Source organism: Pseudomonas eucalypticola (assembly GCF_013374995.1).
In the GTDB taxonomy this organism is placed as follows: Bacteria; Pseudomonadota; Gammaproteobacteria; order Pseudomonadales; family Pseudomonadaceae; genus Aquipseudomonas; species Aquipseudomonas eucalypticola.
Window position 1 is genome coordinate 4,255,542 of record NZ_CP056030.1, and the last position, 16,473, is coordinate 4,272,014.

A 16,473-nucleotide genomic window follows, 5' to 3' on the forward strand; every position below is an offset into this window, starting at 1 on the left:
GGAAAACGCCGCGCCAGGCTGAAGCTCAGGTTCAACCTGGGGTACGGGCGATGGGATGGGGGACGGCAACGGCGCCGCCGACGTCGGGGTCGTTGATCTTCGGTGCCCACTCGCGCCTCATCAGGACCAGGGTGCTGACGGCCCCCAGGAACAGGAAAACGAAAATCGCCACCATCGGCAGGGTGTAGCTGTGGCCGATATGCAACAGCCAGCCTGACAGGCTGGCAGACACACCGCCGGCCAGGCTCGTCGCCACCTGTTGAAGCCCGGTGTTCAAGCCAGTGGCCTGCTTTGGGATCAGCGTCAGCTTCACCAGGGCGAGGTTGTTCGTCGTGACCAGGCCGACCAGGGTCAGGGAGAGCACGTTCCAGAACAGTGCCATCGATACCGTCGACGCATAAGCGCCGAACAGGGCGGTCATTCCACCGGTGAAGCCCACCACCATGAAGGACTTTCGCACCGTCACCGCGTCATGCCCGCGCAAGATCAAGCGGTCAGCCGCCCACCCGCTGAGCCCGGCCGCGATCGCGACGCCACAAAAGCTCAGCGCGGTATAAAAGCCCGCCTGGTTCAATGACAGCCCCCTTTGTTCGACGAGGTAGGCCGGCATCCATGTCATGCAGAAAAATGCAAAATAGGCGTAACAGAAGTTCGTGATCAACCCGCCCCATACCACCGGGCTGACGAGCAGGTTGCGCAGTGGCACCGTTGCCGCGTAGTGGGTTCTTTTCGCTAACTCGGCGCGGTCCGGGAAGTCGTTGCGAACCAGCATGAACCAGGGCATCAGCCACACCAGGCCGGCCAGCCCCGTCACGATGAACATGACATTCCAGGAGGTTCCGGCAATGAGCCAGGCCGCCAGCGGCGCGCCCAGTGCCGGCCCCATCTTGCCGCCAATCGCATAGATGGCCAACGCAGAGCCCTTCTGCGCTTCTTCGAAGCGGTTGGCTATGTACCGATAGGTCGCCGGGACCACCACGGCCTCGGCTGCGCCAATGACGACGCGCACGACAACCAGCGCGCCGAGCGAATCCACAAGGCCGGTGGCCGCTGCCGCGACGCACCAGAGAAAAAAGCAGACGGCGTATGGCCATTTCACGCCATAGCGGTCAACCAACCAGCCCATGGGCAGTTGCAGAACACCGTACGCCCAAAAGACTGATGAACCTATCCAGCCTCTCTGGACATGGGTCAGGGTAAAGTCCTGGATGAATCGAGGGTCGGCTATCGCCGCCGACATGCTGGTCCGGTCTGTCCAGGCAATCATCAATCCCACTGCCAGCAGAACGACCACGGCCCAGCGGTTTTCCAGGCGCTCTGGTTTCTGGATACTCTCCACTGCTTCCTCTCAGACCTGTTTTTATTGTTGTCAGGCAAGACGTCCCGCGACCTGCTCGAACCACGGCTGCAGGGAGGTTTGGCGAAGATCATCAACCTGGCCCACTGTGCGGTCCAGTGAGTTTTGCGGCACTTGTGTTAACCAAACGGTAGACACCGCAACGCGTGTTCGCGTGGTGGAAGGGCATCGGCCATCCGACCGTTCAGAGAGGGTTTACTTTCTGCGCAAGGCTATGATTTGCTAATTGGCATTCCCCGGGTCGGCACGTTGATCTTCGCCAAGGAGACGTTATGACGCACAGTTCGAAAACACACTATCGACGCGAGGCAGACACCCAAGTCACGCTCAAGACGGTGCCGAAGGTTCGTTTGTACGTTGAGCCCCGGGAGGAGAAAGAGAAATGGTTCGTCAACATCGGCCACGTCACCGACCGGGGCCGCTGGCGGACTGAACCCCACGCGCACCCGGGGTACGGCCAGCTCATCTTCGTTCGCAGCGGCCACGGTGTCATGAACCTCGAAGGTGCGAGTGTCCCGTTCGAGGGTCCGTGCGTGCTGCTGCTGCCAACGGAATGCGTGCATGGCCTCGATTATGAAAGCGACGTGGACAGATGGGTCGTGACCATCGAGGTGTCTTTCCTGACCCAGCTCTACGCCCGCCTGCACGAGTTCATCCAGTTGTGGTCCCTGCCCCGGATGATCACGTTGCCGACCACGGCTGGCGCGGCAACCGAGTTCCTCTTCCTGATCACGCGGCTGGCGCAGGAACTGGAGGCCAGGACATTCGGTCACGTGGTGGGCGCCGAGGCCCTGTTGACCCAATTGTTCCTGATGCTGGTGCGGCGCACCCGGCTCGATCAGCCTGATGACGGCGGTGCCTCTCGCAACGAGATCTGCCTGGCAGAACGTTATCGTGAACTCATCGATCAGCATTACTGGCAAAACCTGCCTTTGCAGGACTATGCATCGATGATGGGCGTGTCGGTGGTGCAGTTGCGCGCCGCGTGCGTGGCTGCCACGGGGCAAAGCCCGACGAAGATGATTCACGCGCGTATCGTCACCGAAGCCAAGCGGAACCTGATTTTCGGCGAAATGGCCATTGAACAGATCGCCTTTGGGCTGGGGTTTTCAGACGCCGCGTACTTCACGCGCTTTTTCCGTCGGGAAGTGGGGCAGGCGCCCAGCCAGTTCCGCGCGATGACACGAGAGCAATCCCAACGGACGCAATAGGTCTGCAACGCGAGGGAGTGGCTTCGGGTTCTACCTTCGGGTGGATCGCGAAGCCGCCCTTTCATTAGCGTCGTTCTGCTACGCCCCACCTGCCCTCGCCGCCTTCACATGCCGCGCGCAAATCCATCTTTAGTTGCACACGATATCCCCACGCAAAAAATGCCAGCGAATCTCACTTTTGTGTAAAGGCATACGCGGGGTCACCCAATAGTATTCCTCCCTAGCACCCCACAATAATCATCCCGTACCGGACTGATCAGCTAGTTGCACTTGCCGCGACCGTATCCTGCGTCGAAAACAACCCTGTCTGGCCGATCAATACACGTCCCTTTCAATGGAGACAGACTATTACCTTCCTATAAAAACCGCTATTCGCCGCTAATCCGGCTTTTATTGCACCGACAATAAAGTCGAACGAAACGTGTTCTATAAAAATAACAAAATCTATACGGATGGCTACATGAAGAATATTTTCAAACCCTTGCCCACGCTGTGTCTCGGCGTGGCCATGTACTGTTGTCATAGCGAGTTTGGTTTTGCTCAAGAGGTGATGGACGCACCGACGCTGACCACTTCGCCGCAAGCGCAACCCCCTCAACAGACGCCGGACGCTACTAACGCACCGCACACTTTTCCGGACCTTGCGAAGTTGAATGAACAGGTCGGCAAGCCTCCAGTGTCGTGGAACGACACCTTTATCGGCTATCGCGTCGGCAACAACTTCCACTTCCCGGGTGTTCCTGACAAGATCAAACAGAATATCGGCTACCTCACCACGACCGGTGGCTTCAGGTATGGCAGCTACGCGTTCAACGTCGATTACCGCGTATCTGACTCGGCGAACCCGGAAGCCGGCGGTCCGAACAACGGAGGCGCGCAGGAGGTATATAGCGTCGGGCGTGTCACGGCGAGCGCCAGCAAGATCTTTGGCCGACAGGTGGGTGCTGGGGTGATCAGCGACGTCGGCCTGACCGGTGGGTATGAGTTCGGCACCAAAAACGATGCCTACGCCCAGCGGGCCCGTATGCTTGTCCTGGGGGGGACGGTGGAGTTCGCCCTGCCACGCGGGTACTGGAACCTGACGGCCGGTGTGCGGACCGAGAGCAACCACAACGGGATCGTCGGCGTGGACGTGGATTACGACACCGCCTGGCACCTTGAGAGTTCATGGCTGTATCCGTTCCGCCTGGGCCCGGTGCCGTTGATATTCCGCGGTTTTGCAAGCAGCACGGGCCCCAAAGGCAAGGATGGTTTTGGCGTTCAAACCAAGACCGAATACCTGACGCGCGCTTCGTTGCTGGCCGACGTCGGCTCATTCGCCGGTTATCCACGCACGGTCTATGCCGGCGTCGGTTACGAGTACTGGAAGAACATGTTCGGCACGCCGAGCGATGAAGCAGTCAACACCAGGACGTCGACACCGATGCTGCAGTTCGAAGTCCATTTCTGATCGATTGCTGCGGCGGGCCAGCCCTCCAAAAAAGGTTCTTCACGGAATCCCGGGAAGGTTGTCGCGCCACGGCAGATTCACAGTGAGCAAACAGAGCGGACCAGGTGATGTCCCAGGCATAACTGGCCCGAAACAGATGTGCCTGGGACATCACCTGGTACTCTCTGTTTGTTCACTACAGATCTTCGAAGGCACAACCCACTTCCCCTTCAATCCCTGAAGTACCCCAAAAAAAACGCCGTGCTTTCGCACGGCGTCGTCATTATCGCTCACCCAAACCCGGCTTATGGATTCGGCACGTACAGCGGCATCGAGTCTTCCCACAACGTATCGGAAGTAGCGTGCTGATCGGAGCCATCGGCGTTCATCACCCAGTTCTGGCCGTCAGGCTGGAACGTGTTGTCGTACAGCGCCAGTTCATCTCGAAAGCCATAGACCCCCGAGCTATAGGCAATGCGACCGTCATACAACCACACCGCGTGTCCCTGGTTCGCACCCGGGGTGGTCAGGCGGGTGACATCGGTGCCATCGGGTTTGATCGTGTACACGTCGTAATGAAACTGGTTCGGGTCGGTCGGGTTGACTTCCTTGCGGGTAAAGACAATTTTGCTGCCATCCGGCGACCAGCCTGGCAGGTTGTCCGGCTCGGTCGTCAGCACCGTCGTCTGGCGTGTAGCCACATCCAGAATGCGCAACCCCTGGACCTTGGGGCTCCACACGCGGTACACGATCCGCTTGCCGTCCGGCGAGTAGCTCGGGAAACCTGCGTTGATCGAACCGTCGGTCAGGATTTCCGGCTTGCCGTCCATGCTGCCGTCGGCCTTGATTCGGGCAATGCGGCCCGGCCCCATGCCTCGCGTGAAGAACCAGTCGCCAATGCCGAACGCCACCCATTCGCGATTTGGCGACCACGTGGGCTGGAACGCACCGGCCAGGCCCTTCTGCACCATGTCGGCGGCCAAGCCGCTGTTCGCCGGGTCGTAGATGCGCTGGTACCCGCTGAAGTCCGGGTTGATGACGGCAATCGACGAGCCCATCGCCTTCTCGGTGTACACCAGCTTCTTGCGATCCGCCGACAATTGCGGGAACACATCGATGTAGCGATAGGTCCACGCCGGGTCGAAACTGAACATCGGCGTGCCATTGGGATGGGCCGGCCGCATGGTGATCTTTTCGTAGACCACCTTGGTACCGTCAGCCGAATAGTGCGGCGAGCGGATCCCCGTGTTCGCGGTCGTGCGGGATGTCCCTGCCGTGGTGTAGAGACCTTCCGCATCGCCGCCCTTGACGTGATAAGCCAGGTTGGTGGCCGAAAGATACTGCGGGAACACCTTGAGACCGGGCGTCGACGTCAACGTGGCCCGCGTCAGCGTGGACAACTCCACCGACTCGATCTGCGAGCTGACCTTATTGATCAACTCCGGGCGGTGCGCGCCCCAGGTGGATTCCACGGGCGTTTCATAAAAGGCGACGCGTTTGCCATCCGGCGACCAGGTGGGCGACCCTTCGTCAAAACCCGGGTTGCTGGCAATCTTTTTCCAGCTCGAGCCATCGGGATGGATGATATAGATGCTGCTTTCCTGGGTGCGCTCCCAGCCGACCGGCAGATTGTGGCCGCGCCATTGCGAGCCGATATCGGACGCCAGGGCGATCCACTTGCCGTCCGGTGACCAGGTCGGGCGGAAGAAGCTGTGCGGCTTGCTCGGGTCGAACGGGATATCGCCGGTGACGTTCTTCAACGCGCCGGTGGCGATGTTCAGCGTCCAGATGTTGGTGGTGCCGAACGCGTCCTTGCCGCGACGCGAGGAAACGAATGCGATGACGTCGGGGTTGGTGGGCGAAAAGGCCGCTGCGTCGTCGATGGCGATGTGATCGGTCAATTTCTTCAGCTCGGTACCGTCGACTTTCACGCGATACAGATTGGCTTCGCCAAGACCGTCCCGCTCCGACGTAAAGACGACCCACTGACCATCTTTCGAGAAAGAAGCGTGGTAATCGAAGCCTGGTGTCTGCAGCAGTTTATGCTCGTCGGTACCGTCGGCATTCGCCACGTACAGGTCGGACGTCACCGGGCCCAGCCGGTTGACCAACGCCGTGCCTTGCGGGGTAGTCGCCGCGTGCGCGCCCGCCGAGATGACAATACAGGTGCTCCAAATCGCTGAACAAGCCGCGAGCGTTTTTACAGGCGATTTCAAATACACAGCCAATGCCTCCGTTATTATGCTTGGTTGAGCGGTGTGTACGACACCCGCCCAACGGCCTCCTGCGTCGCTATCCAGACAACGCGCGGTGTTTGCTTTTCCTTACTGCAACGCCTCGGATTCAGGCTGCCAGTACATGAAGCCCATGCCTTCACCCGTTCCCGCGGGGGTTCGCCAGCACGGCACGTAATCCACCAGGGTCATCTGGGCGCCGGTCTCCTCCAGGGCTTTCATCACGCTCACGTACAACTTGATTTCCGAAGTGCCCGACTGATACGAACGCTCGTCCACCGACGCCAGCCCTTCGTAGTCGTACTCGGCCAGCATGTTCATGATGCGTCGGTCGAACGCTTCGTCATTGACGAAGTGCGACAGGCCGCCGGAGGCAAAGATGCCCACGCGAACGTCTTCGGGCCACGCAGTGATGGCGTCGCGCAGCACACGGCCGAATTCAATGCAGCGCGACATCGATGGCTGGGTCGGCGGGTAGAAGCAGTTCATGATGATCGGCACATTGGGCGGTGGGTTGTCCGACATGATCTGGTGGTAGACGAAACTGTAGGCATGCGGCACCACCGGGTATTCCGGCGCGGGCTTCATCCACACGTTGGTGGGCCAGGCGAACAGATCGGTGAGGTCGAAGTGCTCGCCCTGGAAATACTTGATCAGGTACGTTGCCAGCTCCGGGTGACACGCGTGGGTCACCGGGTGATCGGGGGCGTAGACCGAACGCTGCGGCGGCCCGTTATGCACTTCTGCGCCGGTGTAGATGGCGATCGATGGCGAAAAATCAGTGAAGATTTCCTTCTGGTCCTTGCCCAGGATGATGGCCACGTCGATGTTCGCATCGCGATAAGCCTGCGCCATGACGTCCAGCGCGGTGCGGCAGCGAGCGGCGCGCTGGGTACGTTCCTCCAGGGTCAGGAATGGCGCGAAAGCCGCGCCGCGATGCGCCTCCAGTTCCGGGTAGGTCCACGTGCGATTGCGGTACCACAGTTCCGGGTTATTGCGATCACGCTCACCATTGTTCAACCAGTCCTCTGGCGCCTGGCCCAGCATGCCGCTGTGTGGCACTGCCATTCCGAATACGATTTTTGCCATGCAATCAATACCCCATTCTGTGTGCCGGCCCACCGGGCCGGTAGTGGATTCGCTAACGATGACGAGTGCTACGCGCTACGCAGTTGCCCGCGTGGTTCGCTGATTTTGGGTGCCCATTCGGGGCGATACAGGACGAGGGTCGCGAACGCGCCGATCAGCAGAAACGCCAGAATCACTTTCATCGGCAGGTCGTAGCTGCCACTCGATTGCAGTAGCCATCCTGAGAGACCGGCCGCCACGCCGCCGGCAAGGCTTGTCGCGAGCTGCTGCACGCCCGTCACCAGCCCGACCATCTGCTTGGGGATCAAGGTCATGCGCGACAGCACCAGGTTGTTGGCTGTCGTCAAGCCGAGGCACGAGAGAGAAAAGGTGTTCCAGAACAGTGCCATGTTCTGCGAGGGCGCATAGGCGCCGAGCAACACGGTGCCGGCGAGGGTAAACCCTGTGACAACGAAGGCCTTGCGGACCCGCACGGCGTTGTAGCCCCGGGCGATGATCCGGTCCGCTGCCCAGCCCGCCAGCACCGCGAACACGGCGATGCCAGCAAAGCTGAAGAACGTGTACAGCCCCGACTTGGAGATCGACAGGCCCCGTTGCTCGACCAGATAAGCGGGCATCCAGGTCATGCAGTAGAAAGCAAAGTAGCCATAGCAGAAGTTGGTGATCAGCCCACCCCAGATGACCGGGCTGCTCAGGATGCCGTGCAGGCTTACCGTCCGTGCATGACTCGGCACCTTCGCCAGTTCGTGCCTGGACGGCAAATCGTTGCTTACGGTCAGCAGCCAAGGGATCAGCCACACCAAGCCGACCAGGCCCGTGGCGATGAACATCACCTTCCAGGAATAACTCACGATCAGCAAAGCGGCCACGGGCGCACCAACGGCCGGGCCCAGCTTGTTGCCCATGGCGAGGAGGCCCGCAGCGAGGCCGAGGCGGCCCTCATCGAAATGGTTGCGTATCCAGCGGTAACTGGCGGGAATCACGATGGCCTCGGACACGCCGATCAGTAACCGCAGCGCGATCAGGCTTTCCAGTGCATGGACCACGCCCAGCAATATCGTGAAAATGCACCACGCCGCGAAGGACACGGCATACGGCCATTTCACGCCATAGCGGTCGGCCACCCAGCCCATCGGAACCTGGAACAGGCCGTATGACCAGAAGAAGGCCGAGTTGAGCCAACCACGGTCGAGGCTGGTCAACTGAAAATATTGAATGAAGGAGGGATCCGCCAGCGCCGACGAAATACTGGTGCGGTCGACGTAGGAAATAAGGACGCCCAGCGCAAGCAGTGCGAGCACTGCCCAGCGGGATCTACTTGTCAGGGTTTGCATTGTTTTTATTAACCTGTAAGCGATTGTGTCGACCATTATTTCCCGAATCAATATCCGCGGCCCTACACAAAAGTCACTTTCACCGGTACTTTTCATGTGCAGCGCCGCCTCCCGCGCCCGGGCTCAGGATGAAAATCCAGGTAACGGTGGATGGAAGCGCTTTCCCCCAGTGACAAACGAACGTGATGACGCGATCCACAACAATAAATTGCGTCCCAGGCCATTTCAAAACACCCCCTCCCCAGCAAAGAATCCCCTTGTGCGGCACGCCTTGCCCAGGCCGTCGCGCGCAGAGATTGTGCCGGCACAGGTGCCCAATGACGGGCCCGGCACGATCGCCACCCATGCGTATAGCTACTATCGGAGATAATTGTGAAACGCATCCCCACACCCCGCAAAATTCCGACTCAAGCGCGGTCCAGAATGATGGTCGAAGCCATACTCACGGCCACCGCCCACATCATCGTCAAACACGGTTACCAAGGCACCAACACCAACCTGGTGGCGCAACTGGCAGGCGTCAGCGTCGGCTCGCTGTACCAGTATTTCCCCAACAAGGATTCGCTGATCGCGGCGTTGCATCAGCGGGAGGCGCAAACGCTGGCGGAGATGATCCGCGACATCACCGCCCAGTACCCGCAGGTCAACAGCCTGCATGAGCACCTGTCGCTGCTGGTTCGCACCCTGCTCAGCCATTACCGCGAGGAAACGCAGTTGCTGCGGGTGCTGGAGAAGCACTTTTCAGCGCTGATCGACCAGCCTTGCGAGCAGTTCTACAAAACCGAGATCCCCAACTTGCTGCAGACCATGCTCCAGCGCTGGCAGGATTCGCTATGGCGGCCCAACCTGCCGATGGCTGCCTGGATGACCGCGCACATGATTCGCTCGATGCTGCAGGCCTACGTCGTGGAGACGCCGCAAATCGCCCCTCGGGATATGGAGCAGGCGATCGTCCGCTCATTGATGGCGCTGCTGTGTGGCACCGAAGGCGACGTCCGCGAGCCGGGTTCCGAGCCTGCAGCCCGTTTCGCAATGCCCTGAAATACCGCAACCCGTTAACAACAAGACCATCGAATTCGGCTCGGGCCCCTTATGCCCCGCCTGCCCGACGGCATAGGCCGACGGCACGCTCGACGACAGCCAACGATGGCGTCAGATAACGGTTAGCCCGGCCCAGTGGGCCTGGCTGACCACCCCTATGGCCTGGGGCCGAAGGATTGGGCAACTGCCTGCCTACCTCGGCCCCGGCGCCATCGCCGCGGGCGGCTATCCGTGGCAGCCCGTCCTGGATGAAAACGCGAGTAATCCCCCCCGTTTCGCCGTTGCGCGCCCCCGACTGGAAAGTTTTCATCTTTGCCCGTCATTGCGCGGACCGCCGCCGCACGGGCCCGCCAGAGGTTGCCGGGGTAGGCATTGGCCCCCTCGTTTGCATGCCTTGCCGCCTGAATGCGAGTAGCTATCATCCGGCGCACTCCCTAGCATTTAACACAAGCCTGGCGCTGACAACGCAGCGGGCCAAACGTTCTTCCTGTGTCGGCGCCTGCCCTTTCAGACCTTCCGGTCATTTCGCCAAGAGGATACATGCGATGGGTAACAAAGGATTCGATACGGTCATCGAAGTGAAATACCGCGATACCGACTCCATGGGCCACGTGAGCAGCCCGGTGTACTACGACTACCTGCAGCATGCTTACCTGAGCTACATGCACAACCTGCTGAACCTGCCCAAGGATCAGAAGCTGCCGCACATCATGATCAAGACATCGTGCGAATACGTGCAGCCCGCCATTTACGGCGACACGCTGACCGTGGCCAGCCGCGTGGTGAAGTTCGGCACCAAGAGCTTCGAGATGGAACACATCATGCACCGCCACGACGCGGAAAAGACCGTCGTTGCCAAGGGCCAGTCCATCCACGTGATGTTCGACTACGAGCAGAACCGCAGCACGGTGGTACCGGAACACTTCAAGCACCAGGTGGCGACCTTCCAGGAAGCCTGACGCGCACGGCTGCGCCCCTTCGCCGGCCAATGCCGGCGAAGCCCTACCCCAAGAAGGACTTTGCACATGAATCTATCCTGGAGCGACGCCTCCCGCGCCGTGATCGAACGTTATCGGACCCTGGGCGCGGAACTGGCCGCGGCGCGCGCCGGCACCCCCGAGGGGTTCGACTATGCAGGCTGGAAGCGCCTGACCGACAGCGGCCTGTGGAAGCTGGTCATCCCGCAAGCCTACGGCGGCCAGGGTGAAGACTGGTGGGCCTTCACGGCCGCGCTGGAAGGGCTGGCAACCTCCATCCGCACCCCCGAACTGCTGTTGTCGGTGATCGCCCAGGCCGGCATGGTCCGGGCGTTGATGCTATACGGTAGCGAAGAGCAGAAAGACCGCTACCTGGCGGCCATCCTCAACGGCGCCATCAGCGCCACCGGTATCGCCGAACCCGGCACCGGCACCGACGTACGCAGCATCGCCACACAGATCACCGCCGAAGGCGATGGCTACCGCCTGGTGGGCAGCAAGTACAACATCGCCCACGCGCCCATCGCCGACTTCACCCTGGTGGTGACCAAGGTGGCCGGCGCCGAAAAACAGAACATCGCCCTGGTGCTGATCGACAAGGACACCCCCGGCCTGCGCCGTGGTGAACCCGACAGCAAACTGGGTAACCGCAACCTGCCCACCGGCGCACTGTTCTTCGACAACGTGCCTGTGCCGGCCAGCCAGGTATTGGGCCAGGTGGGCAAAGGCCTGCAGCAGTTGATCAATATCATCTCGCTGGGCCGGGCTTACTACGGCCTGGTGGCCGTCAACCTGCCCGCCCCCTTCATTGGTGAAGCCCTTGACTATGCGGCGAACCGCCAAAGCTTCAAGAGCGCGATCGATACCCACCAATACGTGCAGAAGCGCCTGGTGGACCTCACCATCGGCATGGAGCGCAACCGCTGGATGGTCTATGCCGCGCTGCATCAGTTGCTGACCCGGGACCCGCAAGCCCTGCTCAGTTGTTCGATCGCCAAACTGGGCGCCTCCCAGGACTTCATCGACAGCGCCCTGAGCCTGCTCAAGCTGTATGGCAGCCTGGGCTACCACGAAGGGCCGGTGTCCCAGCTGGTCAAGGATGCACTGGGCTTCGCGGCCGTCGGCGGCACGGAAGAGATGCACCAGAAGAACATCTTCAACCAGATCCTGCGGCTTCACGGCACCCACGCCTGAGCACACCCCTGCGAGGACGCGACCCGACGAGGTAGCGCCCGCCGTTCATTTTAATAAGACCCACCCTGCCTGTGTACACCAGCCCGCCTGCGCCCGCGCAGCGCAGGCTGCTGCGTGCGCGGCGGGGTGGGTCATTGACTGGGTACGAGACGATGAACGAACCACTCAAGCAACCAGGCGCGGCAACCACGCTGATTCCCCAGGCGCTGCAACGGTCGGTTATTTCAACCCCCTACGGCGACGAGCTGGAGCATGCCAGCATCGACCAGTTGCGTGACTTCCAGCTCCAGCGCCTACGCTGGACCCTGGACCATGCCTATACCCACGTGCCCTGGTACCGCGACCGTTTCCACCACCTGGGCGTGCACCCCTACGACCTGCATGACGCCGCCGACCTGGCGCAGTTCCCATTGACCACCAAGGCCGACCTGCGGGCCCACTACCCCTTTGGCCTGTTCGCCGTGCCGATGGATGAAGTGGTGCGCCTGCACGCCTCCAGCGGTACCACGGGGCAACCGACCGTGGTCGGCTATACCCGCAACGACATCGACGTCTGGTCGTCGCTGGTGGCCCGTTCCATCCGCGCCGCCGGCGGCAAACGCGGTGACCGCATGCACATCGCCTATGGCTACGGCCTGTTCACCGGCGGCCTGGGCGCCCACTACGGTGCGGAGAAACTCGGCTGCACCGTCATTCCCATGTCGGGTGGGCAAACCGCTCGCCAGGTGCAACTGATCCAGGACTTTCGCCCGGACCTGATCATGGTGACGCCGTCCTACATGCTCAACATCGCCGAGGAAATCGAGCGCCAGGGCATCTCGCCCGAAGCATTGTCGCTGCGCGTGGGCATCTTCGGCGCCGAACCGTGGAGCGCCACCATGCGCCAGGAACTGGAAACCCGCCTTGGCATCCAGGCGCTGGACATCTACGGGCTCTCGGAACTGATGGGGCCCGGGGTCGCCATGGAACACCTGGACACCAAGGACGGCCCGACGCTGTGGGAAGACCACTTCTACCCCGAGATCATCGACCCCGACACTGGCGAAGTATTGCCCGATGGCCAGTTCGGCGAACTGGTGCTGACCACCTTGAGCAAGGAAGCCCTGCCGATGGTGCGCTACCGCACCCGTGACCTCACGCGCCTGCTGCCGGGCAACGGCCGGGCCATGCGCCGGCTGGACAAGATCACCGGGCGCAGCGATGACATGCTGATCATCCGCGGCGTGAACGTGTTCCCCACCCAGATCGAAGAGCAACTGCTGAAAATAGCCGCCCTGAGCCCCGTGCACGAACTGCATGTACGCCGCGATGGCCACCTGGACACCCTCACCGTAAACGTCGAACTGCGCGCCGAACACGCCGGCTGGACGCCCTCCCAGCAACAGGCCGTGTCCAAGGACCTGGCGCACCGCATCAAGGTACACGTGGGTATCAGTACCCACGTGGTCGTGCACCCATGCCAGGCCCTCAAGCGTTCGGAGGGTAAATCCAGCCACGTGCTGGACTATCGTCAGCCCGCGTGAATGCGCAGCCGCCCGCAGGAAGATGCCCGATGCCAAACTCCTCTCCCATGCAACTACGCCCTGCCTTGCCCGTTGGCCCAGGCGTGATCGAACAGGCGCTTGAACATCAGCTTCAGCGCCTGCTGCCCACCCACCACTGGTTGTGCCGTGCGCCCAGTTTCAAGCGCAAGCAACAATGGTTTCGCCGGCTGCTGGACGAAACCAGCCATGCCGTGCAGTTGCAGGACAGTGTCGACAACCCGCCCGCCCGGGCGTCTGTGGCCACACCCTGGGCGCGACACCTGGCAGCACCGCCACCGGGTACGCTGGCCGATTTTGCCGTGAGCAGTTGGTTGCTCGACAGCGTGAATCCGGCACTGCAACCCGATCACCAGGCCCACCCCGGCTTCGCCAGCGCCTGCGAGCGCATCGAACGCCGGGCTATTTTCCATCGCCGCCAGGCATTCGAGCTGTTGCTGACCATGACCCGGCAACAGCAGACGGGCCTGGGCGGGCAGGTGCAGGCTGCCATCGACCGGCAGTGGCCCCACCTGTTGGAACGCCTGGCAGGCTGGCCCCAGGAAGAGCGTCAGCGGTTCATGGCCCGCACCCTGGAACAACTGCACTTTCTTGGCTGCCGCGCCGGCACGGCGCAGGCCGGGGAGCCTAGCCCATGACTGAAACCACATCCGTGCTCGACACCCTGTTGCAGCTGGGCGACAGCGCACTGATCGCCAGCCAGCGGCTATGTGAGCGCTTCGGCCAGGCGCCCACCCTCGCCCAGGACCAGCAATGGCTGAGCATCGGCCTGGAATTGCTGGAGCAATCGCGCCAATGGCTGGAATACGCCGCCGAACTGCTCAATGACGGCCGCAATGCCGACCAGCTGGCGTTCCTGCGCGACGCCCGGCAGTTCCACAACCTGGTGATGCTCGAGCAGCCCCAGGACAACCCACTGCAGGCGGGCCTGTGCCACTGGCTCTACGACGGCTGGCACCAGGCACGGCTAATCACGTTGCAAGGGTCGCCGCTGCCGTTGCTGGCCATTACCGCGCGCCGTGCCCTGCCCCAGGTGCGCGGCCACTGGGAGCATTCCAACCAATGGCTGCTGGACGCCAGCACCCAGGACCGACCCGGCCTGCAGCAGGCGCTCGACCAGCTCTGGCCCTTGTGCCGGGGCGTGCCACCGGACAGCCATGACCGCGATGAAAAGGGCATCGACCGCAGTTGGCGCATGCCGCTCAAGGCTGCCCTGGCCCGCGCCGGCCTTACCCCGCCACGCCGGGTGCCGGCCGCCCCATCGCGTGACCACGCCCATTTGCAGGCCGTGCTGCAACCCCTGCAAGGCGTAGCGCGCACTGCCCCCCATCACCGTTGGTGAGCTGAACCCACCACTCAGGACTATCGATCATGGACATGACCATTGGCGACTTTCTATTGCGCCGCTTGCGCGAACTCGGCATCAACCACCTGTTCGGCGTACCGGGGGATTACAACCTGGCGTTTCTGGAACAGGTGGAAGCCCGGGACGACATTCACTTCATCGGCAACTGCAACGAACTCAATGCCGCCTACGCCGCCGACGGCTATGCCCGTACCCGCGGTTTCGGCTGCCTGCTGACCACCTATGGCGTGGGTGACCTCAGTGCCCTCAATGGCGTGGCCGGTGCCTACGCCGAACGTGTGCCGGTGGTGCTGGTCTCGGGCGCCCCGCCCCTGCACGCCATCCTCAACCGCGCCCTGCTGCACCACACCCTGGTGGATGGCAACTATGACAACGTGATGGTTGCCGTGCGCCAGTTCACCGTGGCCCAGGCGCGCATCACCGTGGAAAACGCCACCGCGGAAATCGACCGCGTGCTGCTGACCTGTTTCCGCGAACGCCGCCCGGTGTACCTGCAGTTGCCCTCGGACCTTGCCACCCTGCAGGTCGAGGTCCCCGGCACCCCGCTGGCACTGCGCGAAACCCGCAGCGATCCTCAGCAACTGGGCGAAGTGCTGGAACGCTTGCAACAGCGGCTGGCCAAGGCGGCCAACCCGGTGCTGCTGGTGGACGTCGATGTGGCGCGCTTTGGCCTGACCGAACAAGTGCTGTCGCTGATCGAGGCCCGCGGGCTACCGTTCGCCAGCATGGTGCCGGCCAAGGCCGTGCTGGATGAACACCACCCTCTGTTCCTGGGCACTTACGTGGGCGCCGGCTCCGCCCCCGCCGTACGCACGGCTGTGGAAGGCTCGGATTGCGTGATCGGCCTGGGGGCGTGTTTCGCCGACGTCAGCACCGGCTTGTTCTCCCAGCAACTGCAGGCCGATGCGTTGATCCAGCTGCACCCCTACAGCGCCTCCCTGGACGGCCTGAATTTCAATGCCGTGGCCGTCGGCCAGGTGCTGGACGGGCTGATCACCACGACCGTCAAGCGCACTGACACCCCGGCCACCCCGGCCGTCGCGCCGGCCCCCGCGTGGCAAGCCGAGGCCGACAGCCCCCTGAGCCAGGCGCGGTTCTGGACGCGCATGGGCAGTTTCATCCGCTCCGGTGATGTGATCATCGCCGAGAACGGCACCTCGGCCTCCGGCCTGGGGGGGCTGCGCATGCCAGCGGCGGTCACGTATATCAGCCAGCCGCTGTGGGGCGCCATTGGCTACACCTTGCCGGCCCTGCTGGGCACACAGTTGGCACAACCCTCGCGCCGCCAGTTGCTGTTCATTGGCGATGGCTCGTTGCAGGTGACCGTGCAGGAACTGTCGAGCCTGCTGCGCCTGAACCTCAAGCCGATCATCTTCGTCATCAACAACGATGGCTACACCATCGAACGGCTGATACTGGGGGAAAACTCCAGCTACAACGACATCAACCCGTGGCGCTACGCCGAGCTGCCGAAAGTGCTCGACACGCGCCAGCGGGCGCGCTGCTTCACGGTGCATACCGAGGCGCAACTGGAGGCCGTGTTGAACGACCCCCAGGGGCCTGATGAGTTGCTGTTCATCGAGGTGGTGATGGAGCGCATGGACGCCCCCGATTCACTGCGGCGCTTCGCCAAGCTGTTCGCCGACTTCGATTACGGTGTGCGCCCCGCACGGCAGGGTGTGCCGGTGAACTGAAGGGGG

General features: G+C 62.1%; 13 protein-coding genes. 9 read left to right on the forward strand and 4 right to left on the reverse strand.

What is annotated here, in order from left to right; all coding sequences use genetic code 11:
• Nucleotides 1-31: 31 nt before the first annotated feature.
• Nucleotides 32-1,339, reverse strand: a complete 1,308-nt coding sequence (locus tag HWQ56_RS18670; RefSeq protein WP_209008683.1) for an MFS transporter — start codon at nt 1,337-1,339, stop codon at nt 32-34.
• A 290-nt stretch (nt 1,340-1,629) separates the two neighbouring features.
• Here HWQ56_RS18670 and HWQ56_RS18675 point away from each other — a divergent pair, with 290 nt between their 5' ends.
• Both HWQ56_RS18675 and HWQ56_RS18680 read left to right on the forward strand, forming a co-directional pair.
• A complete protein-coding gene (locus HWQ56_RS18675; protein WP_158159239.1) occupies nt 1,630-2,568 on the forward strand; it encodes a helix-turn-helix domain-containing protein in 939 nt (312 codons plus the stop codon).
• A gap of 460 nt (nt 2,569-3,028) precedes the next feature.
• A complete protein-coding gene (locus tag HWQ56_RS18680) occupies nt 3,029-4,018 on the forward strand; it encodes a hypothetical protein (protein WP_209008684.1) in 990 nt (329 codons plus the stop codon).
• Nucleotides 4,019-4,302: 284 nt separating this feature from the next.
• Here HWQ56_RS18680 and HWQ56_RS18685 read toward each other — a convergent pair whose 3' ends face one another.
• The 3 genes from HWQ56_RS18685 to HWQ56_RS18695 form a co-directional block, all read right to left on the reverse strand.
• A complete protein-coding gene (locus tag HWQ56_RS18685; RefSeq protein ID WP_176571448.1) occupies nt 4,303-6,219 on the reverse strand; it encodes a PD40 domain-containing protein in 1,917 nt (638 codons plus the stop codon).
• 102 nt (nt 6,220-6,321) lie between these two features.
• The gene (locus HWQ56_RS18690; RefSeq protein ID WP_209008685.1) at nt 6,322-7,299 is read right to left on the reverse strand and encodes a DODA-type extradiol aromatic ring-opening family dioxygenase; all 978 of its coding nucleotides are present in this window, start codon (nt 7,297-7,299) and stop codon (nt 6,322-6,324) included.
• 89 nt (nt 7,300-7,388) lie between these two features.
• Nucleotides 7,389-8,654 (reverse strand): MFS transporter, encoded by a 1,266-nt coding sequence (locus HWQ56_RS18695; protein ID WP_176571450.1) that lies wholly within the window; start codon nt 8,652-8,654, stop codon nt 7,389-7,391.
• A 423-nt stretch (nt 8,655-9,077) separates the two neighbouring features.
• Between HWQ56_RS18695 and HWQ56_RS18700 the strand changes: the two genes are divergently transcribed.
• The 7 genes from HWQ56_RS18700 (at nt 9,078) to HWQ56_RS18730 (ending at nt 16,467) form a co-directional block, all read left to right on the forward strand.
• Nucleotides 9,078-9,695, forward strand: coding sequence for a TetR/AcrR family transcriptional regulator (locus HWQ56_RS18700; protein ID WP_158156500.1), 618 nt, complete (start codon nt 9,078-9,080; stop codon nt 9,693-9,695).
• A 545-nt stretch (nt 9,696-10,240) separates the two neighbouring features.
• Nucleotides 10,241-10,654 (forward strand): acyl-CoA thioesterase, encoded by a 414-nt coding sequence (locus tag HWQ56_RS18705; RefSeq protein WP_158156502.1) that lies wholly within the window; start codon nt 10,241-10,243, stop codon nt 10,652-10,654.
• 66 nt (nt 10,655-10,720) lie between these two features.
• Nucleotides 10,721-11,866 (forward strand): acyl-CoA dehydrogenase family protein, encoded by a 1,146-nt coding sequence (locus HWQ56_RS18710; RefSeq protein ID WP_158156504.1) that lies wholly within the window; start codon nt 10,721-10,723, stop codon nt 11,864-11,866.
• A gap of 152 nt (nt 11,867-12,018) precedes the next feature.
• The gene (gene paaK, locus HWQ56_RS18715) at nt 12,019-13,389 is read left to right on the forward strand and encodes a phenylacetate--CoA ligase PaaK (protein WP_176571451.1); all 1,371 of its coding nucleotides are present in this window, start codon (nt 12,019-12,021) and stop codon (nt 13,387-13,389) included.
• A 29-nt stretch (nt 13,390-13,418) separates the two neighbouring features.
• Complete coding sequence (locus HWQ56_RS18720) at nt 13,419-14,045, forward strand: hypothetical protein (RefSeq protein ID WP_176571452.1); 627 nt, start codon at nt 13,419-13,421, stop codon at nt 14,043-14,045.
• Nucleotides 14,042-14,749: a 1,2-phenylacetyl-CoA epoxidase subunit PaaC gene (locus HWQ56_RS18725; protein ID WP_176571453.1), complete on the forward strand. Its 708-nt coding sequence runs from the start codon at nt 14,042-14,044 to the stop codon at nt 14,747-14,749. Before HWQ56_RS18720 ends, HWQ56_RS18725 begins: the two co-directional genes overlap by 4 nt.
• A 29-nt stretch (nt 14,750-14,778) precedes the next feature.
• Nucleotides 14,779-16,467 (forward strand): alpha-keto acid decarboxylase family protein, encoded by a 1,689-nt coding sequence (locus tag HWQ56_RS18730; RefSeq protein ID WP_158156512.1) that lies wholly within the window; start codon nt 14,779-14,781, stop codon nt 16,465-16,467.
• Nucleotides 16,468-16,473: the final 6 nt, after the last annotated feature.